We start from the raw sequence: 24,857 nt of genomic DNA, 5'->3' as shown, positions 1-24,857 counted from the left end.
AATGAGCCAACGTACCCTGCTGCTGCTCAGTCAGGACAATGCCCACTACCAGCGCCTGTTGCAGGCCGCTCGCCTGCCGCATCTTCGCATCCTGCGAGCCGACAGCCCAAGTGAGGCAGAGCCCCTCATCGGCGAGGCTCACATCCTGCTCGCCGAGCCTGCTCGTGCCAAACCCTTGCTGGCCCTGGCACACAAGCTGAGCTGGGTACAATCGAGCTACGCAGGCGTTGATGTACTGCTGGGCAACGATTGCCGTCACGATTATCAGCTCACCAACGTGCGCGGCATCTTCGGCCCCCTGATGAGTGAATATGTGTTCGGCCACCTGCTCAGCCTGACTCGTCATCTGCCCTGCTACCAAGAGCAACAGGCGCAGCAGCATTGGCAGAGCCACCCCTATCAGGGACTCAAGGGCAGGACACTGCTGGTGCTTGGTACCGGCAGCATAGGCCAGCATATCGCACAGACCGGCAAGCATTTCGGCATGCGGGTGCTAGGTGTCAGTCGCAGTGGTCATGAACGGGCGGGCTTTGATGAGGTGTACCAGCTGGCCGCCCTCAATCGAGTACTGGGCCAGAGCGATGTGATAGTGAGCGTGTTGCCAGCGACCCGCGAGACGCACCATCTGTTCACCCGGGAGCGCTTCGAACACTGCAAGCCCGGCGCCATACTGTTCAATGTCGGTCGTGGCAGCGCTATTCACACTCAGGATCTGCTCGCTGCCCTGGCGAGCGGCCAGCTTGCCCAGGCAGTACTGGATGTCTTCGAGCAAGAACCCTTGCCCGCCGACAGCACGCTCTGGTCGACCCCCAACCTCATCATCACCCCCCATAACAGCGCCTACAGCTTTCCCAAAGACGTGGCCCAGATTTTCGTGCGCAACTATATCCGCTTCATCGATGGCCAGCCTCTGGATGGTCGCATCGACTTCGACAAGGGCTACTGAGCACCCAAGTCCAAGGCGGGACAGCCGCCAATAAAAAAGAGCCCGAGGGGCTCTTTTTTATGGCAATCAGAGGGTTCTTGGCCGTCACGGGAACTCAGCTCACCAAGAGCTCTTTCTTGTAAGACTGAACCTTGGCCAGGAACTGGCGCTTGGCCTTGCCGCTCAGGGCTTCGGACATGGGCAACTTGACCGTCATGGGGTTAACGGGGCGGTTGTTGAGTCGTACCTCATAGTGCAGATGCGCCCCCGTGGATCGCCCTGTGTTGCCGGACAGGGCTATCCTGTCCCCCATCTTCACCCGCTGACCCGGTTTGACCAACAGCTTGCTCAGGTGCAGGTAACGGGTGCTCAGGGTGCGACCATGCTTGATCACCACATAGGTGCCAGCCAAGGGGTGACGGGTCGCCTTGACGACCACGCCATCCCCGGTTGCCAACACGGCCGTGCCGACCGGTACGGCAAAATCCGTACCTTCATGAGGCCGCACCATGCCAGTGATGGGATGGCGGCGGGCCGGGTTGAAGGTAGAGCTGATGCGATAGCGGCTGTGGGTTGGATAGCGGCGGAAACCGCGCTCCAGGCTCTGTCCCTGGGCATCGTAATAGTTGCCATCTTCCGCCAGCCAAGCCGAGAAACTCTTGCCATTGCTGAGTACTTCGACCCCGAGCAGCTGGCTGTTGCCGGTATTCTTGCCCTGCACCGTCTCCTGCTGCATCAACACCTTGAACTTGTCACCCTTCTTCAGATCGCTGGCAAAATTGAGGCGCCACTGAAACAAGTTGGCAATCTTCTTGATGTGGCTGGCCGGGACGCCGGCATTACGGGCGCTGACGTAGAAACTGCCATTGATGACGCCATTGAAGTTCTGCTTCTGCCACTCCACGGCCTCGGTGACCATGTTGGCACTGTAGTTGTCATCGACCCGCTTGAGCTCAAGAGACTGCTTGATATTGAGCCGGATCTTCATCTCTTGCAGTATGTTGTCCTGATCGATCAGCAGCTCTATGGTCTGCCCTGGCTTGAGGCGGGCCAGATTGTTCTTGCTGTCTGCATCCAGCACCTTGTACAGAGTGGTGGTCGACAGGCCAAGGGTGTTGAAGATGGTGGTGAGGTTCTCACCATTGCGTACCCGGTAGTCTTGCCACTCGGGGCCAGTATCGGCGGGAATATCATCCTCGGGAGCCACGGGATCGATCAGCTCATGATCCGGGATGGCGTTAAATTCGGTGTTGTCTTCATTGGTGGCGGTGCCATGAGCCGAAATGGGCAGTTCCAGGCGCAGTGGGCGCTCCAGAATATCCCCTGGCGCAGGCAGTATGGCCACTGCCGACAGGGTCAATCCCGTCAGCAGCAACATGGCATAAAAATGTTTGCGGGGAACCGGTGGTTCCCAGTTGGCAGCACTGGCTACCAAGGGACGAAGACGTTTCATCCGCTATCCTGTCATTAGTTCTGAGAGTGTTATTGGGTCGTGTCGTTGTTATAAATTCGCATAAAGCTGCACATTCGACCCATGATTTCGTGAAAAGTTCACTGCAAGACGCACCAAAAACACATTTTATTCATAACCTGTGGTTTTTGGCAGAAAATATCATCACTTTTCTCCCATTTTTTCCTACTTTTAAGAACCAGATCAGATCCTGATCGACCCGCCAAGGGCCATGTTGCGCAACTTTTTCCAGGGAGTGGATATGTCGTTAGCGAAATTGTTAAACAGGATCATCCTCGTCCTGTTTCTGATTGGCGCCGCTCTACTGTTCATGCTCGAAATCACCACGGTCCGCCAATCCATCCTCGACCAGATGTCGGCCAATCTTGAAACGGCCATCACAGCTCTCGGTCTGGTGTTGCAGGGTACCTTGCTCAATGAAGACAAGGTATTGGCTGAAACCATCGTCAATGCCATGTTTGACGGTGGCTTCGTCAGTGCCATCACCCTAGTCGACCCGGATGGCCAGATGCTGTTCCACAAGGTCTTTACCAGTACCCAGCAGAATATCCCGGCCTGGTTGCCCAGTCTCATCGCCATGCCGCCGGTCAAGGTCGAACAGGAGTTGACCGACGGCTGGCGCATGCTGGGGACACTGACGCTGGAGGGACACAGTGGCTACGCCTACCAACACCTGTGGAATGCCGTCAGCCGCACTGGCCTGGCGCTGCTGGGCGGCCTGATCGTCTTCAGCCTGCTCATTCCCTGGATCTGCAAGCGTCTGTTGCGCCCACTCACCGAGATCAATCAGCAGCTGAGCCTGATCCGCAAGCGTCAATATGGCGCTGAGTTGCCCATCCCTTGGCTCAAGGAGCTCAAGGATGTGGCCAGCTCGGTCAACCAGCTCGTCTCGGAGCGCAAACGGGACATGCTGCAACAGCGGCTCAAGATCACCCAGCTAGGCAAGCAGCAGGAGGCAAGCAGTCATCTTCCCCTGCTCAACCTTCACCCTGTGGATGAGGAGTGGCAACAACAGCATTTTTACTCCACCCAAGGGGACATACTGCTCTATCGGCGCTTGTCGCCCCGCCAGCCATTCTCTGGCGAGACGCCTCTCATCAAGTTGCAGCAAGCCATCACTTACTGGCTAGGTCAGGAATGTGAAGGGCTCTCCCTGCCGCTCAGTCTGCTCAGCCATCCTCAATGGCCCCAATTGCAGAACGAACTCATCAAGGCGCCCAAGGGGAGATTCATCGACTGGCGTTGGGATATAACCACCCTGCCAGCCAGTGCCCTAACCACCTTCATGGCACTGGAAGGCACGGGACTGGAGTTGGCCTTTAGCGGCATTCCCATCAACAACGAGGTGCTGAACCAGCTCGACCCTGTCTATCCCGCGTTCATCAGCCTTGCTGTCACCAACTCTCCCCTCTACTGGAATCTGGTCAGCCAGAGCCTCCATGGATCCGGCTATACCTTGCTGGCAGAGGCCAGCTCCATCACTGACATCAGCATATTGCGGGCCTGGGGTATCGATGGCTACGCCACGGGAGCATCATCATGAAAATCCTGCCCCTGCTCCCCCTGCTACTGGTGCCATCCCTGCAGGCAGCCACCCACATCGAGATAGGAACAGGATCCGAACAAGGCATCTATTACCAGATGGCCAAGGAGTTCTGCCGCCTGGCCCATGAGCAGGATGAGAGCCTCAGCTGCCGACCCAAGGCAACAGCGGGATCCCTGGAAAACCTGAAGCAGTTGAAAGAAGGAGAGAGTGACTACGCCATAGTCCAGTCAGACTGGCTATTTCAGGCCAGCAAAGGAGTCGGCGCCTTTGAAGGGGCTCCTCAAGCTCACTTGCGAACCCTGTTCGCCACTCACGCCGAGCCCTTCACCCTGGTGGTTCGGGCCGATGGCGACATCACTCGACTCGAACAGCTCAAGCTGGCACCTATCGACTTTGGTTTGAAGCATTCGGGCACCCGCAAGACGGCACTGGCGCTGATGGCACTGCTGGGCGTCAAGGAGCAGGATCTCGATCTGAAGAGCGTTGCCAACTTGCCAGAATCCTTGTGCAACAAGCAGATTGATGCTTTCGCGCTGGTGATAGGCCATCCAAACCGCATGACCCTGGAAGCGGCGAAACGCTGCCCCATTACCTTTTTGTCCATAGAGGGCGAGCTACGCGATCGGTTCATCAAGGGCCTCCCCTACTATCAGCGCAGCCAGATCCCGGCACGCATCTATCCGGGTAACCCCAAGCCAGTCCCAACCTTCGCCATCGCCGCAACCTTGGTCAGTCGGGAGGATGTCCCGGAGGATCAGGTCTATCGGCTCACCAAAGCCATGCTGAATCAACAGATCCCGTTCAACGAACAGACATATGGCTACGCCAATCTGTTTCACAGAGCGCGCAACAAGATAGGTCCGGTGCTGATGGCGCCGCAGCATCCCGGAGCTGCCCGCTATTTTGCGGAGCTCAAGGCGGCTGGGAAGTTATAGCTGGCGACGGGGGGAGCGCAGATGCTCGCTGGAGAAGCGGGTTTTCATGGAGGTCCACTGGGCCAGTCGATCGGCACTGCCCGCCAGGGTTCCATCACGGCGTGATTTCATGACCCAGATGCTCTTGGCATCGAAGCTGTAGACGGGAATGAGATCGGGACGTTTACTGCCTGGCAATATGCTGCTTTTGATGTTGTCCAGCACCAAAGGGTCGGCCTTGGGAGTGGGGAAGTAGAGCGTCACCATATGAAACGCGTTGTAATCAACCGCCTTGACATAGGCGAGACGCAGTTTCTTCTCTTCGACACCCAGTTCCATCAGGGTGTAATACTTGGCAATGCTGTAATCCTCACAATCCCCTCCCCGGGCACCGATGAATTCGAGCGGGTTGGCCCAATAATCATCCATGCCCCACAACCTGGGATCCTCACTATAAGTGAGATTATTGAAGTAGTTGTTTACCAAGACAATTTTCTGCTGATCAGTGGTGCCAGCCCGAGGGCTCAGCAGACGGGCATACGCCTCTGCCCGCTTCACTGCCGCCTTGCCATAGACATCAGCCATCTTGGCTTGCAACTGGGGTTCGGCCAGATAGGTGGAAAGCTGGGAAGCCTGCAGTGGCAAGCTGACCAGCAAGCTACTGCATATCAACAGAGAGATCCTTCTCATTTAAACGGTGCTCATTAAATTGTGTTGATGGTCAGTATAGACACCCCATCTAATGGCATTGTGCAAAGCCATCGGCCAATTGCTGCATAAATTGTGGATAGGCATCCGGTCCTGACACCACGTCCTCCCCGACCTCATCGAGCAACAATACCTTGGCGCCGGTATTGCGGGCCACCGACTCTATTACCGCTGGCGAGAACTGGGGTTCGGCGAAGATGCAGGTGGCCTTCTTCTCCTCGAGTGCCTTGCGAATCTCGACCAGAGTCCGGGCACCAGGACGTCGCTCAGGGCTGACGGTAAAGTGGCCTCGGGAACGCATGCCATAATGACGCTCCCAATAACCATATGCCTCGTGAAACACGAAATAACCTTGCTGGCTGACGGCCTTCATTTGCGGCGCTATGGCTTGCTCTTTCTCGGCCAATTTGCGGTTGAAGGTGATCAGGTTCGCCTGGTAGCGGGCCTCATTGGCCGGATCCTGGGCACTCAAGGTATCCGCCAGCGCCTGGGCTATCACCCTTGCCTGATCCGGGCCCAGCCAGATGTGGGGATCCACCCCCTCATGATGGTGGCCTTCGTGACCTTCATGGCCATGATCGTCATGATCATGACCCTCATGAGACTCGCCTGCCTGGTTGGCATAATCAAACAATGGCATGCCCTTGACCCGGGTCAGGGTCAGCACGTGGGGAAGACCCGCCAAGGGCTTGCTCATGAAGCCTTCCAACTCAGGGCCGACCCAGACCACCAGATCCGCCTGCTTGATGGCACGAATGTCCGAGGGACGCAGAGAAAAGTCATGGGGAGAGGCGCCGGTCGGCAGCAATACCTGGGGCTCACTGACCCCATCCGTGATGGCTGCGGCGATGAAACCCAAGGGTTTGATGGTGGTCAAGACTGTGGTGGCACGCACCGGCTGGCTGATCATGAGCAGCGCGGTGAGCAGGGCAAGAATTCGCATAGGGATCTCGTCAGGACAGATGAATGTGATAATATAACAGAAAACGCGACTGTTATATTATAACTCTCACTGGCTGTAAACCCCGGAGCTGTCATGACCCAACTGGTGGAGCTGAAGCACGTCTGTCTCTCATTTGACGGACGTCTCGTGCTCGACAAGGTCTCCTTTACCCTCAATAAAGGCAAAATCACCACCCTTGTCGGTCCCAATGGTGCGGGCAAGAGCACCCTCAGCAAGCTGGTACTGGGCCTGCTCAAGCCCGATTCCGGGCACATTGTACGCAGTGGCGGGCTCAGGGTCGGTTATGTGCCACAGCGACTTTACCTGGATCCCACACTGCCGCTCACCGTGCGCCGCTTCCTGCAGCTCGGCAAGAATGGTCGCCTCTCCATTGAGGAGGCCCTTGCCCGGGTCGGTGGCCAGAGTCTGCTCGATAACCGAATGCAGAAGCTCTCCGGCGGTGAAATGCAACGGGTACTGCTGGCCCGCGCCTTATTGGTCAAGCCGGAGCTGCTGGTACTGGATGAACCCGTGCAAGGGGTCGACATCAATGGTCAGATCGAGCTCTATGCCCTCATCGGCAAACTGGCGGCCGAGTTCGACTGCGCCGTGCTCATGGTCTCCCACGACTTGCACCTGGTCATGGCGAGTACCCATGAGGTGATTTGCCTGAATGGTCACATCTGCTGCCATGGGGAACCGGAAAGCGTGGCCCGCCATCCGGAGTTTGCCCGCCTGTTCGGCCGACCCGAGCAGGAGGTGCTGGCCGTCTATACCCACCATCACCACTGCGATGGCCAGCATGAACATGCCGAGCCTGCCCCGCTCATCCGCCTGCCGTCACGCAAGTAAGCGGGCGACAGTGCAAAGCACGGATAAATATGGCGCCAAACCAGGCCTGAATCTCCTTTGGCCAACCGACTGCAAGTAAGGATCTTAACGTGGACAGCTTTCTGTTATATGCCCTCGCCGCCGGTCTCGGCATCGCCCTCCTGGCCGGGCCCCTGGGCAGCTTCGTGGTGTGGCGCAAGATGGCCTATTTTGGTGACACCCTCTCCCATGCCTGCCTGTTTGGCATAGCCCTCGGCATCTTGCTGCAAGTGGACCTCACCCTGGCGGTGGTGGTCTGCTGCCTCGCCATGGCCATGTTGTTGGTGGTCATGAGCCGCAATCAGCAGGTCGCGACCGATACCCTGCTCGGCATCCTGGCCCACAGCGCCCTCTCCCTGGGACTGGTGACCTTGAGCTTCATGGACAATGTCCGCGTCGATCTGATGGCCTATCTGTTTGGCGATCTGCTCTCGGTCCAGCCGGTGGATCTGGTCTGGATCTACGGCGGCGGCGCCCTGGTACTGCTCACCCTGTGGCGACTCTGGGATCCCCTGCTCTCCATGACCATCTCGGAAGAGCTGGCGCGGGTGGAAGGGGTGAGGGTCGATGTGCTGCGCTGCGTGTTGATGCTGCTCATTGGCCTGGTAATCGCGGTGGCCATGAAATTCGTCGGGGCGCTGATCATCACCTCCTTGCTGATCATCCCGGCGGCAACGGCGCGCCGTTTCAGCCAGACCCCGGAGCAGATGGCAGGCCTGGCCGCCCTGATCGGGTGTTTGGCCGTGCTGGGAGGCCTGAGCCTCTCCTGGTTCCAGGATACCCCGGCTGGCCCGTCCGTGGTGGTCTGCGCCACCAGCCTGTTCGTGCTGAGCCAGTTCAAGAAGGCCTGATGGTCAGCTATCCTTCGCACCGCTGATTAAGGCGATGGCAGGCTCTGACAGGTTTCCAGCAGCAGCCATTGGCGCAGGCGGCTGATGGCGGGCTCATGGGCCCGCCCTCGTTTGCAGGTGAAGTAGAAGGCATCCCCCGTCTCCAGCTGATGCACCGGCAGGCGCACCAGCTGGGGATCATCCGGCCGTACCATGTAGTCATTGACGAAGGTGACGCCCTGATCCCAGGCCGCCGCCTCCATGGCCAGCAACACATGGCTGAAGTGATGCATCCGCACCCCCTCCGGCACCCTCATGCCGCCCGCTTCGGCCCAACGCTGCCAATCCTCCCCTCGCGACTTGTAGATGGACTGCACAGACAGCAGCGGCAACTGCCAGATGGCGCCGGGCCACTCCCCTTCCACCTGCTGCAACAGCCGACGGCTGCACACCGGGAAGAGCCGCTCCTGATAGATAAGATCATGGCTATAACCACGCCCATTGGGGCAGACAGTAATGAAGCAGTCCGCCACCCGATCGGAGAGTTCGGGATCCTCGGCCACCATCTCCAGGCTGAGATCCAGCTCGGGGTAGAGCTGGCGCAGCCCGGCCAGCCTGGGGATCAACCACTTGACCGCGAAGGAGCTGTAGACGGCGAGCCGCAGCTGCATTTGGGCTCCGCCCCTGAGCTGGGCACTGCTCTGGGCTATCTGGCCAAGCCCGGCGGCGATGCCCTCAAAATAGATCTCTCCTTGCAGTGTCAGGGACAAGAGCCGCCCCTGGCGCAGCAGCAATCGCTCGCCGAGAAAGTCTTCCAGCAGGCGGATCTGATGGCTGACGGCACTCTGGCTGACATTGAGCTCGAGGGCGGCGCGGGAGAAGCTGAGCAGGCGGGCAACCACCTCGAAATATTGCACGGCACGCAGCGGGGGGAGCTTCATTATCTATAAATCTCATAGATGGCAATTATTTATCATTTTACCCAATAGTGAGCCCACCGCTACCCTGATCCCATCAAGTCAGGAGGTGGTATGAATTCAGTATCGGCAGGCATGCTCTATCTGGTCCTCGGCAACCTCATCGCCGTCTTCTCCGACGTCCTGGTCAAAGTGCTGGATCCTGATCAGCCCATCTTCCAATTCGTCCTCTTTCGTCAGATCTCGGCGGCGCTGCTGCTCGCCCCCTGGTTGCTCTGGTCCTGGCGTCGCCACCCGCCGGTCGCCCTCAAGTGGCACCTGCTGCGGGCCCACATCTGGGCGGGGGGTGTCTGCCTCATGGTGATAGCCCTGACCCAGTTGCCGCTGGCCACCGCCAACGCCCTCTTCTACGCGGCCCCCTTGTTGATGGTGCCCCTCGCGGTCTGGATCGCGGGGGAAGCCATATCCCGGCAAAAAGTGCTGACCGCCTTGATGGGGTTCATCGGCGTGCTGATAGTGCTGCGCCCGACCGAAGTGAACTGGGCCGCATTGGCGGCGCTCGGGGTGGCGCTCTCCCTGGCCCTCAACAACTTGTTGATCAAGCGCCTGCCCCTGCAGCAACCCATAGCCCAGACCCTGTTCTTCACCAATGTGTTGAGCATGCCCATCATCTTCGCCCTGGCCTGCTGGGATCCCACCCCCTGGCAGTGGCACCTGCTCTGGCCCGCATTTGGATCTTCGGCGCTGATCATGGTCTATGCGGGTCTGTGCGTGCTGGCCTATCGCAAGGCGGAGGCGAGCAAGATTGCCTCGGCCGAATACACTGGCCTGCTGGTCGCTGTGGTCATCGGCGCCTGGCTATTCGACGAGCAGCCCGGCCTGCCCCTGCTGGTTGGCTGCCTGTGCATCATCATTCCCCTGGCTGCCATGGCGCGAAAGAGCAAAGCCAAACCCCTGGCGGAGCCTGTCAGCTAGGGGAAACGAGCGTCAGGGAAAGAGGGCCTGGATGCGGGTGCGCAACTCGGGCACCACCTCGGTCTCGAACCAGGGATTCTTGCGCAACCAGAGGGTGTTGCGCGGAGAGGGATGGGGCAGCGGCAACCAGGCCTCCCCATAGTCACGCCAGTGTTGCACCGTCTCGGTCAGAGTGCCATGGCGGGCCTTGCCGAGGTAACGCTGCTGGGCATATTGGCCGATGAGCAGGGTCAGCTCGACATGGGGCATCAGCATCAGCACCTTGTCGTGCCAGGTGGGGGCGCATTCGGGACGAGGAGGCAGATCCCCCGACTTGCCACGCCCCGGGTAACAGAGGCCCATGGGCATGATGGCCACCCTCTTTTCATCATAGAAATCGGCGGGGGCCAGCCCGAGCCAATCCCGCAGCCGCTCGCCGGAGGGGTCGTCCCAGGGGATGCCGCTGGCATGCACTCGTGTGCCGGGGGCCTGTCCTATGATGAGCAACCGGGCCTGTTCGCTCCCCCGGATCACGGGGTTGGGCCCCAGGGGCAGATGCGCCTCGCACAGGCGGCAGGCGCGGATCTGTTCAAATAGCGCGTCGAGTCGATTCATGACCCCATGATATCAGCTGCTGGCAGGGGGCGCAGCCATGGCGCCAGCGCCCCTCTCGCCCACATCTTTTGTCCTGGCTGCCCCTTGCCGCCCCGCTAGAGGCAGCCTATCATGCGGCCCAGATTGTTTAGTTTAATAAACGGAAGAGAATGAAAAGCTGGATGGGGACGGGCTGTGCGGCCCTGTCGTTCGCACTCTGGGGCCTGCTGCCCCTCTATTACCAGTTCATGCCCGAGGTCAACATGTGGGAGCTGCTCTCCCACAGGGTGCTCTGGTCCGTGGTGCTGCTCGCCCTGCTGTTTAGCCTGCTCGGCCAGCGGCTGCCCTGGGGAAGATTGCGCCAGGAACCCCGCCAGCTCGGTCTGATCCTGCTGGCCGGTCCCATCATGTCCGTCAGCTGGTGCATGTTTACCTGGTGCCTGACCACGGGTCAGGTACTGGCCACCAGCCTCGCCTTCTTCATGACCCCGCTATTCAACATCGCCTTCGCCGTGATCTTTCTCGGTGAGCGACTCACTCCCCAGAAGCACCTGGCGGTTGCCCTGGCGCTGGCAGGGCTGGCCTACATGCTGTTCTCCTACGGTCAGCTGCCCTGGTTTTCCCTCATCATGGGGGCCAACTTTGCCCTCTATGGCCTGCTCAAGAAGAAGGTGCACTATGAGGCGAGCACCAGCCTCTATCTCGAATCCCTGGTGCAACTGCCCCTGGCCCTGCTGTGCATCGGCTGGCTGGTCTGGCAGGGCCAGGGCACCTTCATTCAGGGAGACTGGGGAGATCGCCTGCTGCTGATGGGCAGCGCTCCTGCCACCCTGGTGCCGGTTGGCCTGTTCTGCTATGCGGTGCTGCGCACCCGCATGAGCACCGTGGGTCTGCTGCAGTACATTGAGCCGACCCTTGCCTTCCTGCTTGCCATCTTCTGGTTCCAGGAGCAGCCAGACCCCGTGAAGATGGTGGGCTTCGCCTTCGTCTGGGCGGGTCTGCTGATCAGCCTGCTGCCCCTGCACAGGTTGAACCGCAAGGCCCATGCCCCTTGAGCGGCGGCCTGCTCTGCCATGGAACCCTTGCTCCCTGAGGGTGCGCTGCGATAATGCCCTCACCCAGAGCCATGACGCTGTTCGAGAGCAGAGTACAAGATGAGTGAACGCCTCCCGTTTGAACCAGACAGCGCCGCTGATGAAGCGGTCTGCGTGACCAGGGGACATCCATCTGCCGATGTCGCCCCCCCAGGGGCGAGTGCCATCTGGTTTATCTATATGGTGCGCACCCGCAGCGGCAGCCTCTACACAGGGATCAGCACAGATCCTGGTCGCCGCCTGACCCAGCATCAACGCGGGACAGGGGCACGGGCGCTGCGCGGCAAAGGCCCCCTCATCCTGGCCTGGCGACAGGAGGTCGGGGAGCGCGGCGCGGCCCTGCGTCTCGAATACCGGCTCAAGCAGCAGAACAAGGCCATCAAGGAGCAACTGATCCTGCACCCCGACCACTGGCATGCCTTGAGCCAGCAGTGGCTGCTCACCTCGCCCAGTGCAGCCCGACGGGAAGACAAGCGAGAGCCCGATGCCGCGCTCACACCGGATGGATTGCCATCATAAGAAAGGCCACCGCTATCGGTGGCCAGAGAAGGAGAGCTGTCACTGGCGGGGCACGCTTAGCCAGTGATGGTCAACCATGTATCCTGAGTGCTCTGCGCCAGGCATTGTCATCCAGGGCGCCTCTGCCCCATCACCCTCCGCAAACCAGGCCTCAACGGTAATGATTGGGGCGGCTGGTGCGACGCCGATTGCCCAGCAACCAGTAGACCACCAGCCCCAGCAATATCCAGGGCGCCAGCTTGAACACCAGGCCTATCATGCCTGCCAGGGCCCCGAAAATCATGAAGACCCCACTCACCACCACCATGGCCAGCACGGTGAACCCGGCCATGGCCATCACGACAAGCACCGCCAGCAACACCAGAAATTCCAACATATTTACTCCTCGCAGCCGGGCTGCTCTTCATGGGGTATGGGCGGGGTCAATCCAGCCAGCGCTTCAGTTCATGGCGTGGTGGCATCAGCAGCACCGCCAACAGGTAGGCTGCCAAGGCAAATGGCGGCAGCAGGATCAGGGCAAGCAGCGCCACTATCCGCACCGTCACTCTGGAGAGCCCCAACCGATTGGCAATGCCAGCGCAGACGCCGGTCAACTTGCTATGTGCCAGGTCTTTCGGCCAGGGCGTCATGATTACACCTCCACCTTTTGGCCTTTCAGACGAGCCAGCTCACGCTCTATCTCGTCATTGAGTTCCAGCTCGCGAAATTGCGCTTCCAGAGACGGATTCTGACCCAGGGTCGCGGCTTCAAGTTGAGCCTCCAACTGATCAACCCGGCCCTGCACGCCGTCGAAGCGAGCCATCAGTTCATGCATGCGGCTATGGTCGATCTGCGCACGGGCGCGGATCCGGCTGTGGGCCGTCTGCTCGCGCAGGACCAGCAACTTCTGTCTCTCCCGCGCCTCGGTCAGCTTGGCCCCCAGCCGCTCGCTGTCGCCATTGAGCTGGGCCAGCACCTCGGCCAGCCGATCCCTGTCCTGCTCCAGCAGTGCGAGGCGCTTGGCCTCGGCCAGCTTCTCGCCAAGGGCGGCACGGGCCAGGTCTTCACGGCCCTTGCCAATGGCCAGTTCGGCCTTGGCAGCCCAGCCCTGCATCTGCTGACTCAGGGCACTCTGCTGGCGTTCCAGCTGTTTCTGTTCGGCAATGATACGGGCGGCCTGGGTGCGCATCTCAATTTGCACCTGCTCCATCTCTTCGATCATGAGCCGGATCATCTTCTCGGGTTCTTCGCTCTTGTCGAGCAGGCTGTGCAGGTTGGCGTTGATGATGTCGCTGAGGCGGCTAAATACACTCATGGTCTGGCTCCTTGTCATGGGATGGGCCTGGGCCCCTGGTTTCAGTTTCTCGTGCCATCAGTGTTACAAGAGCCGTGCCAGAATATTTTTTCGTTAACTTACAATCAGATATGGGATTAACATCCGAAAATCAAGCCATGAGTTAGCGTTTTTAACCAAAGAGGATGGCGAAAATTACCAATAAAAAAGGGAGCCAGTGGCTCCCTTTTTTACACCCTGAACCTTCATCAGGCGGCGCGATCCCGCTCGATGGCGGCATCCAGCTCGGCCAACTTGGCGCTCATCTGCTCGCGGCACTGTTCGGACAGCTCGCGGATCCCGGCGGCACCATGCTCCTTGCTGCACAGGGGCGGCAGCATCTCGAGGCGCACCTCACCATTGTCCCAGCGGTTGAGATCGATCTGGCCGAAGTAGCTGGAGCAGACGATAGGCACCACTGGCACCTCGGCCTGCACGGCTGTGTGGAAGGCGCCCGCCTTGAACGGCAGCAGGCCACGGCCCTGGGAGCGCGTGCCCTCGGGGAACATCCAGATGGAGGTGCCACGACCTTTGATGCGATCCACCACCTGACCTATGGTGCCAATGGCGCGGGAGCGGTTGGATCTGTCGATCAGCACATTGCCGGACAGCCAGAAGATGAGACCGAAGAAGGGCAGCCACAGCAGGCTCTTCTTGCCCACCGCCACCACGCCGGGGCGCACCGCGCCAGTCACGGTGAAGATGTCGAAGTTGCTCTGGTGGTTGCAGACATAGACGGCGGGGCCGACGTTTTTCACTTCATCCGGCATGGTCAACGTCACCTTGACGCCGATCAGCGGGCAGACGGCATGGTACATGCGAGCGAAGACGTAGACGTTGTTGGCATGACCGGGGCGCACCAGACAGAGCAGCAGGGCCAGGATGAACCAGACGACAAGTAGCAGGCCAAGCAGCAGAATACGGGCAAATTTGAGCATCGAACACCTCTAGACAAGATTCGGCGCAGTATACTGAGGCCGCTTTGGGTGAACAAGTGTTAGCCAAACAAAACCGGGCCCCGTCTGGGTGACCACATGGCGCTGTCACCTTGCTCCCAGCCGCGTTCTCCATGTGGTCTGACACCGTAACAAAGCCTCTTATGAAGCCAAAATGACCCAACGGCTTGTATCGACAAGAGCGGCCCGTTAGGATGTGGCCCTCTTTAGACGATGGGCCCGGTATGACGCAACCACAGCGCACAGCAACACGACTCCTGCTACTGGTGTGCATACTGCTGCTCAACTGCGCCGCCCAGCCCCTGCTCAAACTGGCCCAACTCGACCAGGCGCTCAGCTGTCAGGCCCTCACGTCCACCGACGAAACGGGCCAGAGCCAGGAGAGCCCGCAGCCTAGCAGTTGCGAGCTCAAGGGCAAGTGGCTCAGCGCCACCCAGCTCAATGCCGCCGAGCTTATCTTTTTCGTCGTCGCCCTCATCATTGCCGTTCTGCCTCCCCTGTGGCGCTATAGCCCCCCCCTGCCGCCACCCAGGAATGGCAGAGCCCCCAAACTCCGATTGCACCTCCAGCTCTGCGTGCTGCGCGAATGAGTTATCCGCCACTTTAGACGGATCCCAACTTATTTATTGCGAGACACATCGATGACTAGATTGATCAAGACGGCGCTGCTGCTGATCTGCCTTGGCTGGCAGACGATAGCCGTCGCCGCTGACAGCGGCTGGCTGACCAGCCCGCAAAACGACCATGCCCGAGTCCGGCTGCAAGGGGATTTCAGCCACCCGGCCCAGAGCCGCCTGCTGCTCGAAGTCGAGCTCGGATCCGGCTGGAAGAGCTATTGGCGCAGCCCGGGCCAGGGTGGCATCGCCCCCCAGATCCTCTGGCAAGGCCAAGAGCCAACCCAGGTCCAGTGGCACTGGCCGACCCCGCAGCGCTTCGAGGTCGCCGGGCTCAGCACCCAGGGTTATCAGGGGGACGTCCGCTTCCCCATGACCCTGAGTGCGCCGACAGGCAGCACCTTGAGCGGCATACTGCGCCTCTCCACCTGCAGCAACGTCTGCATACTGACCGACTTCCCCTTCCAGCTGGCGCTGGGTGAGGCGGCCCCCGCGGGCTTTGATTTTGCCTATGCCCAGGCCATGAGCAAGTTGCCCCAATCGATGGCGAGCGACATCCGGCTCGAGGCCGGGTATGGCGCCAATGAGCTGCAACTCATTGCCGAGCGGCCCCAGGGTTGGCAGCAGCCGGCGATTTTCCTCGACGGTCAGGCAGAGGCCGAGTTTGGCGAGCCCAAGCTGCAGGTCGAAGGCCAGCGTCTGCTGGCTCGCATCCCGGTCAGCGATGGCTGGCAAGGCAATGCCCCGGATCTCAAAGGCAGGCTGCAGGGCGTGCTGCTGGTCGATGGCGAACAGGCCTGGCAGGGGGAGACACCCATCAGCGCCCCCCTGGCGCTGCCAGCGGCCGGGCCTGACAGTGGTCACTCGCTACTCTGGCTGGTCGGCATTGCGCTGCTCGGGGGCCTCATCCTTAACCTGATGCCCTGCGTACTGCCGGTACTGGCCCTCAAGTTGGGGTCAGTGCTGCAGCTTGAGACGCGGGAGCGCAGACCCATTCGCCTGCAATTTCTGGCCGCCAGTGCCGGGATCCTGGTCTCCTTCTGGGCATTGGCCCTCATGAGCACCCTGCTGCGCGCCACTCAGGGGGCGGTCGGCTGGGGTATTCAGTTCCAGAGCCTCTGGTTTATCGGCTTCATGGTGGTGGTGACCCTGCTGTTTTGCGCCAACCTGCTGGGATTGTTCGAGTTCCGGCTGCCCAGTCGGCTCAACACCCGGCTCGCGACCACCGGCGACAACAGCCTGGGCGGCCACTTCCTGCAGGGCAGCTTCGCCACCTTGCTGGCAACCCCCTGTTCGGCCCCCTTCCTCGGCACAGCAGTCGCCTTTGCCCTCGGTGCGCCCCTGGCTCAGCTCTGGCTCATCTTTACCGCCCTCGGGCTTGGCATGAGCCTGCCCTGGCTCGCCATCGCGGCCTGGCCACGCCTCGCACTCTGGTTGCCAACACCCGGCCCCTGGATGGGACGACTGCGCATAGTGCTCGGCCTGATGATGCTGGGATCCAGCCTCTGGCTGCTGAGCCTGCTCTCCGCACACCTCGGCACGCTCACCACCGGCTGGCTGATGGCCGCTGTGCTGCTGATCCTGCTCGTCGCCATCGGCTGGCGCCATGGCATGCGCGGTGTCACCCTGACCCTGGCGCTCTCGACCCTGATTGGCGGTGCCCTGCTGCTCGGCGGCGCCCTCACGGCGCCAAATAGCCCTCAAAGGGAGACGGTGCAGTGGCAGCCCCTGTCTGAATCGGCACTGCAACGGGCTTTGGCGGATAACAAGCGGGTCTTTATCGATGTCACCGCCGACTGGTGCGTGACTTGCAAAGCCAATAAATACAACGTCTTGCTACGAGACGAGGTGCAAAGCGCCCTCTCGGCCCCGGATGTGGTTGCCCTGCGCGGTGACTGGACCCGGCCCAACGACAGCCTGGCCGCCTTCCTGCGGGCCCGGGGCGCCGTGGCCGTGCCCTTCAACCAGATCTATGGTCCCGGCCTGCCCAAGGGGGAAGTGCTCTCCCCCCTGCTCGACAAAGCCGACCTGCTCACCACCTTGCACAAGGCTGGCCTCATCAAGGCTGGCACCACTCGCTTCTAAGGAAAAGATGATGAAACCTACCCTGATCACCCTGAGTCTGCTCGGCGCCTTGCTCGCCCCCACCCTGCACGCCACTCCCTTCACCCCGGAACAGGAGGTGCGCATCAAGGAGCTGATCCGCGAGACCCTGGTGACCAACCCGAAGATCCTCGATGAGGCGGCCGATGCCTGGGAGAAACAGAACACCGCGGATCAAGCCGCCCAGCTTGGCAACATCATCAAGGGCAACCAGCAGGCCCTGTTCATGAGCCCGACCAGCCCGCGCCTGGGGGCCAAAAACCCCAAGCTGACCCTGGTCTCCTTCACCGACTACAACTGCCCCTACTGCAAACAGTTCGATCCGCACCTGACCCGTCTGCTCAAGGAGCATCCGGATCTCGGCCTGGTGATCAAATTGCTGCCCTTCAAGGGGCAAACTTCCGCCAAGGCCGCCCAGTACAGCCTGACCCTCTGGCAGCAGGATCCGGCTCGCTTCCTGCCGCTCCATGAAAAGTTGATGAGCAAGCAGGGCATGCTGACCGAGGCGGACATCAACAAGGCGCTGGCCGCCACCGGCAATGTGGCCCTCAAGCCAGAAGACAAGGCGACCGAGGAGCTGCGCACCAGCCTTCGTCTGGGCACCTTGCTCGGTGTACAGGGCACACCGGCCACCCTGATTGGCAACCAGCTGGTGCCGGGCGCCATCTCCTATGACGAGCTCGAAAACCTGGTCTTGGCCGAGTTGGCCAAGCAAGGCTGATGGTCACGCAATGGGAGCTGCGCTCAGACAGACTGCGTCTGGGCACCTTGCTCGGCGTACAGGGCACACCGGCCACCCTGATTGGCAACCAGCTGGTGCCGGGGGCCATCTCCTATGACGAGCTCGAACACCTGGTCTTGGCCGAATTGGCCAAACAGAGCTAAGGGGACTCATGACTGAGACTAACAACCCGACCTCACGCTGGCGGCGCTGGGGCAAGGAGGCGCTGTGGCTACTGCTGTTTGCCGTCATCCTCACGACCGCGCTGGATCTCTGGCGCGGGCCGACCCTGCCCGCGGGGAGCCCGCTTCCCGCTCTCACCCTGCAAGATGGCAGCACGGCGGACTTGCAGGCTCTGAGCCGGGACAAGCCGCTGCTGATCTACTACTGGGCGAGCTGGTGCGGGGTGTGCCGCTTCACCACCCCGACGGTGGAGCAGCTGTGGCAAGACGGCGGTAACGTGCTGACGGTGGCGCTGCGCTCGGGCAACGATGAGCAACTGCGCCGCGGCATGGCCAGCAAGGGATTGCGCTTCCCGACCCATAACGACGAGCAGGGCGCACTGGCCGCTCACTGGCAGGTGAGCGTCACCCCCAGCTTTCTGATCCTCAAGGATGGCAAGGTGGTCGGCACTACCACTGGCTGGAGTAGTCGTTGGGGATTGAAGCTGCGGCTGCTGTGGGCCAGCTGGTAATCCAGTCCAATATAAAAAAGCCCGGTGATGAACTGGGCTCTTTTTTTATATCCGTTGGGGACGTGCCGCTTAAGGGGCTGACTGCTGTGCCCGTTTCTGCAAGCTGGCCCTGGTGTCCGCTCGCTCCGCTTCGCTGATCACTCCGTCCCCATTCTTGTCCAGATGGGCGAACAGCTTCTCCTGACGCTGCACAAATTGCGCCTTGGTGGTTTCCCGTCTCGGCTTGATGTTACCCATTCGCTCCGGCACAGCCTTGCCAGCCTGCTTCATCGCCGCCTCCATCTTGGCCAGGGTGGCTTCCTTCTCGGCAACCGAGATCACCCCATCGCCATTTTGATCCTGCCTGGCAAAGCGCTTTTCGGCACTCGCCATAAACTGGGCCTTGCTGATATCCCCCTTGATGAGCGGCTCACCGGGCACGGCATCGGCGGCCACCGCCAGGCTGCTGAGCAGCATCAGGGGTAGAAAGTAGCGTTTCATCATGATGTGGTTTTCCTCATTTGCACTTTTATCTCATCGACCGGGCCAATGATGGCGGGTCGGACGGGGGCGCTGCCATTGAGACGAGCTGCGCGATTTGACCCTCGGCCAATGCAAAGGTTCCCGCACCCCGTCACCAGCCCGGTCATCCCCTCTTCGGGTGGCACAAAGGGAGACAAGTGACCAATTCCCGCCCGCGCCAAGTTCATTTGGCCGATCAGATCCTATTCATGGCAGTGTCGCGCTATTTCCGTTAAAATGACGGGTTTTTCGCCGTACCTGGTTTTCTCAGCGACCAGCCAGGGCCAGCATTGTGACTTCTCTGTTGCCAGTGATGCAGGATCTGCCATGAACAACTACTTTCGGGTGCTGGGTGTAAAATCCAACGCCAACGAAAACGACATCAAGAAAGCGTATCGACGACTGTCGAACCAGTATCACCCCGACAAGCTGCTCGGGGCCACCGACGAAGAACAAGCGCGCGCAGCCGTCTTGCTGCAACAGGTGAAGCAGGCCTACGAGGTTCTTTCGGACCCCAAGAAAAAAGCCGCCTTCATCAAAGACTTTAACAACGTCATTGTGACCGACCCGACCTCTGCCATGCAGGAGTTATGGGATCAATTCTATCCCTGAGGCTGTATGAAAAAGACATTGGATCTGGCGCGTATCAAGGCGCTGATGAGTGACGCCAGCGAGAACATCGAATCCTACCGTGATGTGGACCAGCCCAAGGCGCTGGAACAGTTCACCGGCAAGATGAAAGCGCTGCTGCTGGCCGACATGAGCATGCTGGAATTCATGCCCGAATACCTGCCACTGGCCCTCTATGGCCGGGTGCAGTTTTCTGCCCAGGCCAAGCCCGCCTGGCGCAACTGGATTGGCCAAGGGGAGCAACCCAGCTGGGACGAGTTCAAGGTGTCCGTTGCCTTCAACAACGCCGACCTGCCCCTGGTCAAGGCAGTACGCGCCCAGAGCGAAGATACCCTTATCGAAGCCTGCGCCGTGCTCTATCTGCTGGACAACCCCCTGCCCCGTGGCGCCCGCGATGACGACTATGCCATGCCCCGCGATGAGGATGAGGACGAGGGAGAAAACGCCGACGCTGACTATGACGGCAGCGACGAAGAGGGCGAGCAGGATATGTACGACGAAGTGCGTTTCTAATTTGAGGCAACTTGGGGTAAAGAATGAATAGTCTGATTGAAATTGCCGCCATCGAGATCAAAGAACTGGCCGTGATCGAGCCCAAGCAGGCCAGCGAGAGATTCGAGCTGATCGCCATGACAATGTCCGACGATCAGCTGGCCGAAGTCATTGAAAATATTGATATCGTCACCCTGACCCAGATCAACGGCCAGCATGATATCTCCTTCCCGTCCATCATCTCCGAGCTGATGACCCCGGAGCGGATCCGCGACATCGTCTGCCAGCAGCCCCTCTACTGGGAAGAGGCCATCAAGAACAATGCCGAGGAGCTGCAACAGCACACCTTCGACTTTCTCAACTACCTGATCCGCACCCAGGAGAGCGAGGCCAAGCAGCGCGAGATCCTCGAGTGCATCGCCGAGGATCCCGCCGGTCTCTTCTACCTCGCCATCCCCTTCATCGAGTTCTACCGCGGTGAGCAGCTTGATGATGAAGAGGGCATGACGGACCTGCTCCACGCCGAAGAGGAAGATCTGGAAGAGGCACTCTCCTACAGTGACCGCCAGCTGAGCGAGGATGCCCACGACTACTCCCTCGACGATCCCCGCAGCTTGCTGATGCTGATCCGCCAGCAGGCACCCGAGGTGGAGCAGGCCATCAAGGCCCTGCTGCGCAACGAGAACAGCACTTGGGACGGCATCATCAACAAGTTTGCCACCGAGCTGGTGATGCAGGCCAAAGACAAGAACCAGGTCAGCGACGAGTACAGCGAAGTGGACGACATGTTCAGCTTTCTGGATTAAGGGACGTTTCGATGTCACAGGTAACGCAGCTAATCATTCGCGAGGCCAATCAGGGCCCCTTCCTCAGCCAGGTACTGCGCTTTGGTGCTGACAGTGAACGCTTGAGCCCCCAGCAACTGGCCGCCATCAAGGGCAAGGCGGTGTTGATGAGCCTGAAATTCGCCGACAAGTACTACAACAAGTACAAGATGCATCTGCTCGAACAAGCCGCCCACGACGTGATTGGCGTCATCAGCCTGGGGCTGCAGGAGCTGTCCGGGCGGGACACAGCCCGGGCGCTCGCCCTGCTGCAGGCCCCGGAAGGGCCCATCAAACCGTTCCAGAAAGGCTGGTCCATGCTGATCTCGGTCAGCCCCAAGCAACTGGGCGCCAATAACCTCTTTGGCGATGTGGATGCCCGTCTGCTCGATAAAATATCCAGCCCGCCGGATGTGGAAGAGTGGCAAGGCTGGCAGGAGTACGAGAAGGCGCAGCTGGAACATGACAAGGCCCGCCTGATGGCCCTGATGGACAGCCACTTCTATGCCTACGAGAATGACCACCCCACCCTGGAGGACAAGCTGGCCGAGGCCCTGCTCTACCGCATCCTCTGCGGTCAGGGCAGCGGCGCCGCGCCATTGAAGGTCAAGCAGGATCTCAAGCGCCGCCTGGCCCGGGAAATCGTGCTGCAAGAGCGCTGGTTCGATACCGACTATCTGGCCGCCCAGCTTGAACTGTTGCTGATCGAACTGCCCAGCGATCTGGCCGCAGGGCTGCGTCAGGATCTCAGCCGGGGTTTTGTCCCCAACCTGCTCCATACCTTGGGCTTCGTGCGCCAGTACCAGCAGTTGCAGCAAGAGGGGGCTTCGCCGGAGAAGCTCGACAATATCGAGATGCGCGCCGGTCTCAAGCACCCCCTGCTCGGCTGGCCCCTCTACCACGACTTCTGACGGCGACTGCCGCCACCATGTCATCGTCACCCAACGCCCGGCCCGCCGGGCGTTGTTTTGCCCGTTTGTCAGCGTTGACTCGCAAGAAACAGTGCGGCTGCAACAAGATAAGCCATCGGCCGGTCTGCTATGCAGGGCCGCGATCCTGTGAGCGCAGCGACATACACCGGCGCTTCTCTCACAACATGGGACTCTAACCCCGAGCTTTCGCTACATAGGGTTATGGGCATACTCTCAGAGCCCCTACGTTCGCAACCCATATTTTCGCAACCCATAGTTTCGCAACCCATATTTTCACAACCCAAGCCCCGCGAGCTCATTCAAGACAACCTCTCAAGGAGAAGAACATGACCCAGGAACGCATCCAGACTCAATATCGCCTCCCCGGCCCCTTTGCCAGTCAAACCGCGTTGAAGCAGGCCATCGCCCAAGCCATCGAGGCCCACAAGCAGGACTTCTTCCCCCTGCTGGAGCGGCTAGTGGATGTGGGGGACACCAGAGTCAACCTGAGCCAGCAGAACCCGCTGCGGGTGCTGAGCATCGAACTCGATGAAGATGGCAGCAAGGGGCTGGCCCACCTCAACTACGAGTCCAACTTCGCCGAGAGCTGCCTCATCATCAACGAATATGACCAGCACCAGACCAGCGTGGCCTTTCGCCTGGAAGGGGATGAGCTTGTCTTCGATTTTGAGCTGCCCATCGCCTGGAATTTCAATAATTAATACTTCGGCGATGCAATAAGCGCAGCCCATGGCACCGGCAACATAGGTGACATTGGTGGAGCGCATCATGATGCCAGGGGCTGAAGAGACGACGGCCAGGAAGGCCGCAATAACAGCTTGATGATTGGCCGTTAAATAAAGAGGCTGGCGTGGCCGCTCAGGTGCCCCACTTGGTGTAGGGTTGTCTCCATGCCAACTGAATGAACTATCGGGGGTCAGCATGGGTGAGCAGCAATCAGCAGCAATGCCGGAATTGAACGACGTTGATTGCTATGGCTTCGAGCGCAAAAGTGCCGGAGACTTCCCCTTTTATCGCCAGTCCCCGAATGCCCTGTCTGGCCGCAGCTGGGTGCTGATCCTGCTTGGCGTGGCGCTGGGTTTTGCCGTGCTGACGGCCCCCATAGCGTTTTATAAAACCACGGCGGGCGGCTTTGTCCCCGCCATCCTGTTTCCTCTCATCCCCCTGGTCGTGCTCGCCATGGTGGCGGGTCCAGCATGGCGGGCACTGTTTCGAACGCCGACGGGGCGGGATCTCCTCTTGATGCTGGCGATTGCCGGCGTCAACATCCTGGTTTCGGTCGCCGTTGCCTTGCTACTGCAGCACCTGTTCAAGATGAGTGAAAACCCGGTCAGCGCCATGCTGGCAGAGGCCTCCAATACGGCGCGCATCCTCTTTTATGTAAAAACGGCGCCCCAGCTCTTTGGCGAGGAGGTGGTCTCCATACTGCCTTTTCTGGCCATCCTCTGGTTTTGTCACACCAAGCTCAGCCTGAGCCGCAAGTCCGCCATCATCACCGCCTGGCTCTGCACCGCCCTTATCTTCGGGGCCATGCACCTGCCCACTTATGACTGGAATTTTCTGCAATGTTTTTTGGTGATTGGGACGGCCCGTATAGTGCTGCTCAGTGGCTACCTCATCACCAAAAATATCTGGGTATCGACCGGCGCGCACATCATCAACGACTGGCTGCTGTTTACCGTCATGGTGCTGCTGCGTGCTGGCCAGGCTGGCATATAAGACCGGCAACAGGCCGGGGCATGATCACAAGAAAGGAGCCTTGCTGGCTCCTTTCGTCATTACCCAGCCCATAGAAAAGGCGAGGCCCTTGCCTCGCCTTTGCCTGCGTCGGATGGGCATCAGGTGAGATAGTAACGCCACGACCTGCTCGGCTCTGCATAGCCGACCCGGATGCAGAAGGGGGCAAGCTCGTGATTGGCCTGCTCCAGGCTGAGGGTCTGGTGGGCATCCTGCTGGCACCACTGCACGAACTCGTCGCTGTTGAAGCTGTAGTGATCCCCGTTAAAGGCCCCGTGAGCCTCGATAAGCCCTATGGCTTTCTCCGTTTCCATGTCTGGCCTCCTGGCACTGTGCTACTCCCTTCAAGGTTAGCGAGCAGAGGCGACTTGCGGGGCCTAATCGGCCATTTCCTTGACCTGTGGCAATTGGCAAAGGGGAGAGCAAGCCACCACAGCAGAAGCCATCGACCAGCAACAGAGCCTTAAATAAAACAGAGGCAAGTAGGGTCGATTAGCGAAGCGTAATCGGCCGCACCGGTTATCCGGTCGCAAGCAGGCAAAAGAGAAAGGACGTAGGGTGCAATAAGCGAAGCGCATTGCACCGGCAACCTCGCGGGGTCAATAACAGTGCAATTCACGTTGTTCATTGCACCCTATGGTTACCTCCCCTCACCCTAGCCCTCTCCCAAGGGGAGAAGGGCTGGGGATAAGGGGGCGGAGAAATAAAAATACCGACAACATTGAGGCAATCGGTTTTCGCGATCGTCTGATTACGCTTCGCTAATCAAACCTACGGCCCTTGCTTCTCCCACTTTTTCCATCAACAAGGGAAGAAGGGCTGGGGATGAGGGGGAGCAAGCCATCAAGGCTGCAACAATCGGCAAGCAGCAGAGAGTTGAATCAAGTAGGGTCGATTAGTGCAGCGTAATCGGCCGCAACGCAAGCTCCGTGGCTATGGATATAGAGAGCAGATGGATGACCAGCAGAATGGCGGCAACCTGTTTTCGCGAACGTCTGATTACGCTTCGCTAATCAAACCTACGGCCCTGACCACGTGGTAGTAAGGCGTATCCTG

At 59.9% G+C, this 24,857-nt stretch carries 30 protein-coding genes; 19 read left to right on the top strand and 11 right to left on the bottom strand.

Annotated features, from left to right (window positions below):
• Nucleotide 1: 1 nt before the first annotated feature.
• Nucleotides 2-946, top strand: coding sequence for a D-2-hydroxyacid dehydrogenase (locus M2367_RS13005; RefSeq protein ID WP_259236911.1), 945 nt, complete (start codon nt 2-4; stop codon nt 944-946).
• Nucleotides 947-1,040: 94 nt separating this feature from the next.
• On the opposite strand, the gene mepM is transcribed toward M2367_RS13005, so the two are convergent.
• Nucleotides 1,041-2,378, bottom strand: coding sequence for a murein DD-endopeptidase MepM (gene mepM, locus M2367_RS13000; RefSeq protein WP_042041653.1), 1,338 nt, complete (start codon nt 2,376-2,378; stop codon nt 1,041-1,043).
• A gap of 259 nt (nt 2,379-2,637) precedes the next feature.
• Between mepM and M2367_RS12995 the strand changes: the two genes are divergently transcribed.
• Both M2367_RS12995 and M2367_RS12990 read left to right on the top strand, forming a co-directional pair.
• On the top strand, nt 2,638-3,939 hold the full coding sequence (locus M2367_RS12995) for a LapD/MoxY N-terminal periplasmic domain-containing protein (RefSeq protein WP_259236910.1): 1,302 nt from the start codon (nt 2,638-2,640) through the stop codon (nt 3,937-3,939).
• Complete coding sequence (locus tag M2367_RS12990; RefSeq protein WP_259236909.1) at nt 3,936-4,877, top strand: TAXI family TRAP transporter solute-binding subunit; 942 nt, start codon at nt 3,936-3,938, stop codon at nt 4,875-4,877. The genes M2367_RS12995 and M2367_RS12990 overlap by 4 nt, the downstream gene beginning before the upstream one ends.
• Here the strand turns inward: M2367_RS12990 and M2367_RS12985 are convergent.
• Nucleotides 4,872-5,546, bottom strand: coding sequence for a transglutaminase-like cysteine peptidase (locus M2367_RS12985; protein ID WP_259236908.1), 675 nt, complete (start codon nt 5,544-5,546; stop codon nt 4,872-4,874). The genes M2367_RS12990 and M2367_RS12985 overlap by 6 nt on opposite strands.
• 49 nt (nt 5,547-5,595) lie before the next feature.
• Nucleotides 5,596-6,507, bottom strand: a complete 912-nt coding sequence (gene znuA, locus M2367_RS12980) for a zinc ABC transporter substrate-binding protein ZnuA (RefSeq protein ID WP_259236907.1) — start codon at nt 6,505-6,507, stop codon at nt 5,596-5,598.
• Nucleotides 6,508-6,600: 93 nt separating this feature from the next.
• Here znuA and znuC point away from each other — a divergent pair, with 93 nt between their 5' ends.
• Nucleotides 6,601-7,359 (top strand): zinc ABC transporter ATP-binding protein ZnuC, encoded by a 759-nt coding sequence (gene znuC, locus M2367_RS12975; protein ID WP_042041662.1) that lies wholly within the window; start codon nt 6,601-6,603, stop codon nt 7,357-7,359.
• An 89-nt stretch (nt 7,360-7,448) separates the two neighbouring features.
• Complete coding sequence (gene znuB, locus M2367_RS12970; protein ID WP_042041663.1) at nt 7,449-8,228, top strand: zinc ABC transporter permease subunit ZnuB; 780 nt, start codon at nt 7,449-7,451, stop codon at nt 8,226-8,228.
• A 26-nt stretch (nt 8,229-8,254) separates the two neighbouring features.
• On the opposite strand, the gene M2367_RS12965 is transcribed toward znuB, so the two are convergent.
• Nucleotides 8,255-9,148, bottom strand: a complete 894-nt coding sequence (locus tag M2367_RS12965; RefSeq protein ID WP_259236906.1) for a LysR substrate-binding domain-containing protein — start codon at nt 9,146-9,148, stop codon at nt 8,255-8,257.
• A gap of 90 nt (nt 9,149-9,238) precedes the next feature.
• On the opposite strand from M2367_RS12965, the gene M2367_RS12960 reads away from it, so the two are divergent.
• Nucleotides 9,239-10,099 (top strand): DMT family transporter, encoded by an 861-nt coding sequence (locus M2367_RS12960; protein WP_259236905.1) that lies wholly within the window; start codon nt 9,239-9,241, stop codon nt 10,097-10,099.
• A 12-nt stretch (nt 10,100-10,111) separates the two neighbouring features.
• Here M2367_RS12960 and M2367_RS12955 read toward each other — a convergent pair whose 3' ends face one another.
• Nucleotides 10,112-10,693, bottom strand: coding sequence for a uracil-DNA glycosylase family protein (locus tag M2367_RS12955; protein ID WP_224432934.1), 582 nt, complete (start codon nt 10,691-10,693; stop codon nt 10,112-10,114).
• 149 nt (nt 10,694-10,842) lie between these two features.
• Here M2367_RS12955 and rarD point away from each other — a divergent pair, with 149 nt between their 5' ends.
• Nucleotides 10,843-11,727, top strand: coding sequence for an EamA family transporter RarD (rarD, locus tag M2367_RS12950; protein ID WP_042041667.1), 885 nt, complete (start codon nt 10,843-10,845; stop codon nt 11,725-11,727).
• Between the two features lie 219 nt (nt 11,728-11,946).
• Complete coding sequence (locus tag M2367_RS12945; RefSeq protein ID WP_259236945.1) at nt 11,947-12,285, top strand: GIY-YIG nuclease family protein; 339 nt, start codon at nt 11,947-11,949, stop codon at nt 12,283-12,285.
• Nucleotides 12,286-12,436: 151 nt separating this feature from the next.
• Here M2367_RS12945 and pspG read toward each other — a convergent pair whose 3' ends face one another.
• The 4 genes from pspG to M2367_RS12925 all read right to left on the bottom strand — a co-directional run bounded on the left by pspG (nt 12,437) and on the right by M2367_RS12925 (nt 14,535).
• Entirely contained in the window at nt 12,437-12,661 is a 225-nt protein-coding gene (gene pspG, locus M2367_RS12940) for an envelope stress response protein PspG (RefSeq protein ID WP_042041668.1), read from the bottom strand.
• Nucleotides 12,662-12,707: 46 nt separating this feature from the next.
• Nucleotides 12,708-12,914, bottom strand: a complete 207-nt coding sequence (locus tag M2367_RS12935; protein WP_259236904.1) for a PspC domain-containing protein — start codon at nt 12,912-12,914, stop codon at nt 12,708-12,710.
• Between the two features lie 2 nt (nt 12,915-12,916).
• Nucleotides 12,917-13,579: a phage shock protein PspA gene (pspA, locus tag M2367_RS12930; RefSeq protein WP_259236903.1), complete on the bottom strand. Its 663-nt coding sequence runs from the start codon at nt 13,577-13,579 to the stop codon at nt 12,917-12,919.
• 227 nt (nt 13,580-13,806) lie between these two features.
• On the bottom strand, nt 13,807-14,535 hold the full coding sequence (locus M2367_RS12925; RefSeq protein ID WP_042041672.1) for a 1-acylglycerol-3-phosphate O-acyltransferase: 729 nt from the start codon (nt 14,533-14,535) through the stop codon (nt 13,807-13,809).
• Nucleotides 14,536-14,777: 242 nt separating this feature from the next.
• Between M2367_RS12925 and M2367_RS12920 the strand changes: the two genes are divergently transcribed.
• From M2367_RS12920 to M2367_RS12900, 5 genes are read left to right on the top strand one after another with little or no spacing between them, the layout of a single operon-like run.
• A complete protein-coding gene (locus M2367_RS12920) occupies nt 14,778-15,143 on the top strand; it encodes a hypothetical protein (protein WP_259236902.1) in 366 nt (121 codons plus the stop codon).
• Nucleotides 15,144-15,194: 51 nt separating this feature from the next.
• Nucleotides 15,195-17,252: a protein-disulfide reductase DsbD gene (locus tag M2367_RS12915; RefSeq protein ID WP_259236901.1), complete on the top strand. Its 2,058-nt coding sequence runs from the start codon at nt 15,195-15,197 to the stop codon at nt 17,250-17,252.
• Nucleotides 17,253-17,262: 10 nt separating this feature from the next.
• Nucleotides 17,263-17,991: a DsbA family protein gene (locus tag M2367_RS12910; protein WP_259236900.1), complete on the top strand. Its 729-nt coding sequence runs from the start codon at nt 17,263-17,265 to the stop codon at nt 17,989-17,991.
• Nucleotides 17,991-18,155, top strand: coding sequence for a copper resistance protein (locus M2367_RS12905; RefSeq protein WP_259236899.1), 165 nt, complete (start codon nt 17,991-17,993; stop codon nt 18,153-18,155). Before M2367_RS12910 ends, M2367_RS12905 begins: the two co-directional genes overlap by 1 nt.
• A gap of 8 nt (nt 18,156-18,163) precedes the next feature.
• Nucleotides 18,164-18,685 carry a protein disulfide oxidoreductase gene (locus M2367_RS12900; protein WP_259236898.1) on the top strand — a complete coding sequence of 174 codons (522 nt, stop codon included), beginning with the start codon at nt 18,164-18,166 and terminating at the stop codon, nt 18,683-18,685.
• Nucleotides 18,686-18,754: 69 nt separating this feature from the next.
• Here the strand turns inward: M2367_RS12900 and M2367_RS12895 are convergent, their stop codons facing one another.
• The gene (locus M2367_RS12895; RefSeq protein ID WP_042041680.1) at nt 18,755-19,168 is read right to left on the bottom strand and encodes a calcium-binding EF-hand protein; all 414 of its coding nucleotides are present in this window, start codon (nt 19,166-19,168) and stop codon (nt 18,755-18,757) included.
• 345 nt (nt 19,169-19,513) lie between these two features.
• On the opposite strand from M2367_RS12895, the gene M2367_RS12890 reads away from it, so the two are divergent.
• The 6 genes from M2367_RS12890 (at nt 19,514) to M2367_RS12865 (ending at nt 23,783) form a co-directional block, all read left to right on the top strand.
• Nucleotides 19,514-19,798 carry a J domain-containing protein gene (locus tag M2367_RS12890; RefSeq protein ID WP_042041681.1) on the top strand — a complete coding sequence of 95 codons (285 nt, stop codon included), beginning with the start codon at nt 19,514-19,516 and terminating at the stop codon, nt 19,796-19,798.
• Between the two features lie 6 nt (nt 19,799-19,804).
• Complete coding sequence (locus M2367_RS12885) at nt 19,805-20,329, top strand: hypothetical protein (RefSeq protein WP_042041682.1); 525 nt, start codon at nt 19,805-19,807, stop codon at nt 20,327-20,329.
• Nucleotides 20,330-20,352: 23 nt separating this feature from the next.
• Complete coding sequence (locus M2367_RS12880) at nt 20,353-21,114, top strand: hypothetical protein (protein WP_259236897.1); 762 nt, start codon at nt 20,353-20,355, stop codon at nt 21,112-21,114.
• Between the two features lie 11 nt (nt 21,115-21,125).
• A complete protein-coding gene (locus M2367_RS12875; RefSeq protein WP_259236896.1) occupies nt 21,126-22,043 on the top strand; it encodes a hypothetical protein in 918 nt (305 codons plus the stop codon).
• Nucleotides 22,044-22,390: 347 nt separating this feature from the next.
• Nucleotides 22,391-22,765, top strand: coding sequence for a hypothetical protein (locus tag M2367_RS12870; protein WP_259236895.1), 375 nt, complete (start codon nt 22,391-22,393; stop codon nt 22,763-22,765).
• A 220-nt stretch (nt 22,766-22,985) separates the two neighbouring features.
• Nucleotides 22,986-23,783 (top strand): CPBP family intramembrane glutamic endopeptidase, encoded by a 798-nt coding sequence (locus M2367_RS12865; protein WP_259236894.1) that lies wholly within the window; start codon nt 22,986-22,988, stop codon nt 23,781-23,783.
• Nucleotides 23,784-23,902: 119 nt separating this feature from the next.
• Here M2367_RS12865 and M2367_RS12860 read toward each other — a convergent pair whose 3' ends face one another.
• Nucleotides 23,903-24,115: a hypothetical protein gene (locus M2367_RS12860; RefSeq protein WP_259236893.1), complete on the bottom strand. Its 213-nt coding sequence runs from the start codon at nt 24,113-24,115 to the stop codon at nt 23,903-23,905.
• Nucleotides 24,116-24,857: the final 742 nt, after the last annotated feature.

The organism is Aeromonas sp. BIGb0445 (assembly GCF_024809075.1).
GTDB classification, from domain to species: domain Bacteria; phylum Pseudomonadota; class Gammaproteobacteria; order Enterobacterales; family Aeromonadaceae; genus Aeromonas; species Aeromonas rivuli.
Note: the sequence above shows the minus strand (reverse complement) of the source record. Positions and strands in the feature narration are given on the sequence as shown.

What these genes read in the sequence shown, in the direction of transcription:
- M2367_RS13005 (WP_259236911.1), top strand. Translation starts at nt 2, where the DNA reads ATGAGCCAACGTACCCTGCTGCTGCTCAGTCAGGACAATGCCCACTAC.
- mepM (WP_042041653.1), bottom strand. Translation starts at nt 2,378, where the DNA reads ATGAAACGTCTTCGTCCCTTGGTAGCCAGTGCTGCCAACTGGGAACCA.
- M2367_RS12995 (WP_259236910.1), top strand. Translation starts at nt 2,638, where the DNA reads ATGTCGTTAGCGAAATTGTTAAACAGGATCATCCTCGTCCTGTTTCTG.
- M2367_RS12990 (WP_259236909.1), top strand. Translation starts at nt 3,936, where the DNA reads ATGAAAATCCTGCCCCTGCTCCCCCTGCTACTGGTGCCATCCCTGCAG.
- M2367_RS12985 (WP_259236908.1), bottom strand. Translation starts at nt 5,546, where the DNA reads ATGAGAAGGATCTCTCTGTTGATATGCAGTAGCTTGCTGGTCAGCTTG.
- znuA (WP_259236907.1), bottom strand. Translation starts at nt 6,507, where the DNA reads ATGCGAATTCTTGCCCTGCTCACCGCGCTGCTCATGATCAGCCAGCCG.
- znuC (WP_042041662.1), top strand. Translation starts at nt 6,601, where the DNA reads ATGACCCAACTGGTGGAGCTGAAGCACGTCTGTCTCTCATTTGACGGA.
- M2367_RS12965 (WP_259236906.1), bottom strand. Translation starts at nt 9,148, where the DNA reads ATGAAGCTCCCCCCGCTGCGTGCCGTGCAATATTTCGAGGTGGTTGCC.
- M2367_RS12960 (WP_259236905.1), top strand. Translation starts at nt 9,239, where the DNA reads ATGAATTCAGTATCGGCAGGCATGCTCTATCTGGTCCTCGGCAACCTC.
- M2367_RS12955 (WP_224432934.1), bottom strand. Translation starts at nt 10,693, where the DNA reads ATGAATCGACTCGACGCGCTATTTGAACAGATCCGCGCCTGCCGCCTG.
- rarD (WP_042041667.1), top strand. Translation starts at nt 10,843, where the DNA reads ATGAAAAGCTGGATGGGGACGGGCTGTGCGGCCCTGTCGTTCGCACTC.
- M2367_RS12945 (WP_259236945.1), top strand. Translation starts at nt 11,947, where the DNA reads ATGGTGCGCACCCGCAGCGGCAGCCTCTACACAGGGATCAGCACAGAT.
- pspG (WP_042041668.1), bottom strand. Translation starts at nt 12,661, where the DNA reads ATGTTGGAATTTCTGGTGTTGCTGGCGGTGCTTGTCGTGATGGCCATG.
- M2367_RS12935 (WP_259236904.1), bottom strand. Translation starts at nt 12,914, where the DNA reads ATGACGCCCTGGCCGAAAGACCTGGCACATAGCAAGTTGACCGGCGTC.
- pspA (WP_259236903.1), bottom strand. Translation starts at nt 13,579, where the DNA reads ATGAGTGTATTTAGCCGCCTCAGCGACATCATCAACGCCAACCTGCAC.
- M2367_RS12925 (WP_042041672.1), bottom strand. Translation starts at nt 14,535, where the DNA reads ATGCTCAAATTTGCCCGTATTCTGCTGCTTGGCCTGCTACTTGTCGTC.
- M2367_RS12920 (WP_259236902.1), top strand. Translation starts at nt 14,778, where the DNA reads ATGACGCAACCACAGCGCACAGCAACACGACTCCTGCTACTGGTGTGC.
- M2367_RS12915 (WP_259236901.1), top strand. Translation starts at nt 15,195, where the DNA reads ATGACTAGATTGATCAAGACGGCGCTGCTGCTGATCTGCCTTGGCTGG.
- M2367_RS12910 (WP_259236900.1), top strand. Translation starts at nt 17,263, where the DNA reads ATGAAACCTACCCTGATCACCCTGAGTCTGCTCGGCGCCTTGCTCGCC.
- M2367_RS12905 (WP_259236899.1), top strand. Translation starts at nt 17,991, where the DNA reads ATGGTCACGCAATGGGAGCTGCGCTCAGACAGACTGCGTCTGGGCACC.
- M2367_RS12900 (WP_259236898.1), top strand. Translation starts at nt 18,164, where the DNA reads ATGACTGAGACTAACAACCCGACCTCACGCTGGCGGCGCTGGGGCAAG.
- M2367_RS12895 (WP_042041680.1), bottom strand. Translation starts at nt 19,168, where the DNA reads ATGATGAAACGCTACTTTCTACCCCTGATGCTGCTCAGCAGCCTGGCG.
- M2367_RS12890 (WP_042041681.1), top strand. Translation starts at nt 19,514, where the DNA reads ATGAACAACTACTTTCGGGTGCTGGGTGTAAAATCCAACGCCAACGAA.
- M2367_RS12885 (WP_042041682.1), top strand. Translation starts at nt 19,805, where the DNA reads ATGAAAAAGACATTGGATCTGGCGCGTATCAAGGCGCTGATGAGTGAC.
- M2367_RS12880 (WP_259236897.1), top strand. Translation starts at nt 20,353, where the DNA reads ATGAATAGTCTGATTGAAATTGCCGCCATCGAGATCAAAGAACTGGCC.
- M2367_RS12875 (WP_259236896.1), top strand. Translation starts at nt 21,126, where the DNA reads ATGTCACAGGTAACGCAGCTAATCATTCGCGAGGCCAATCAGGGCCCC.
- M2367_RS12870 (WP_259236895.1), top strand. Translation starts at nt 22,391, where the DNA reads ATGACCCAGGAACGCATCCAGACTCAATATCGCCTCCCCGGCCCCTTT.
- M2367_RS12865 (WP_259236894.1), top strand. Translation starts at nt 22,986, where the DNA reads ATGGGTGAGCAGCAATCAGCAGCAATGCCGGAATTGAACGACGTTGAT.
- M2367_RS12860 (WP_259236893.1), bottom strand. Translation starts at nt 24,115, where the DNA reads ATGGAAACGGAGAAAGCCATAGGGCTTATCGAGGCTCACGGGGCCTTT.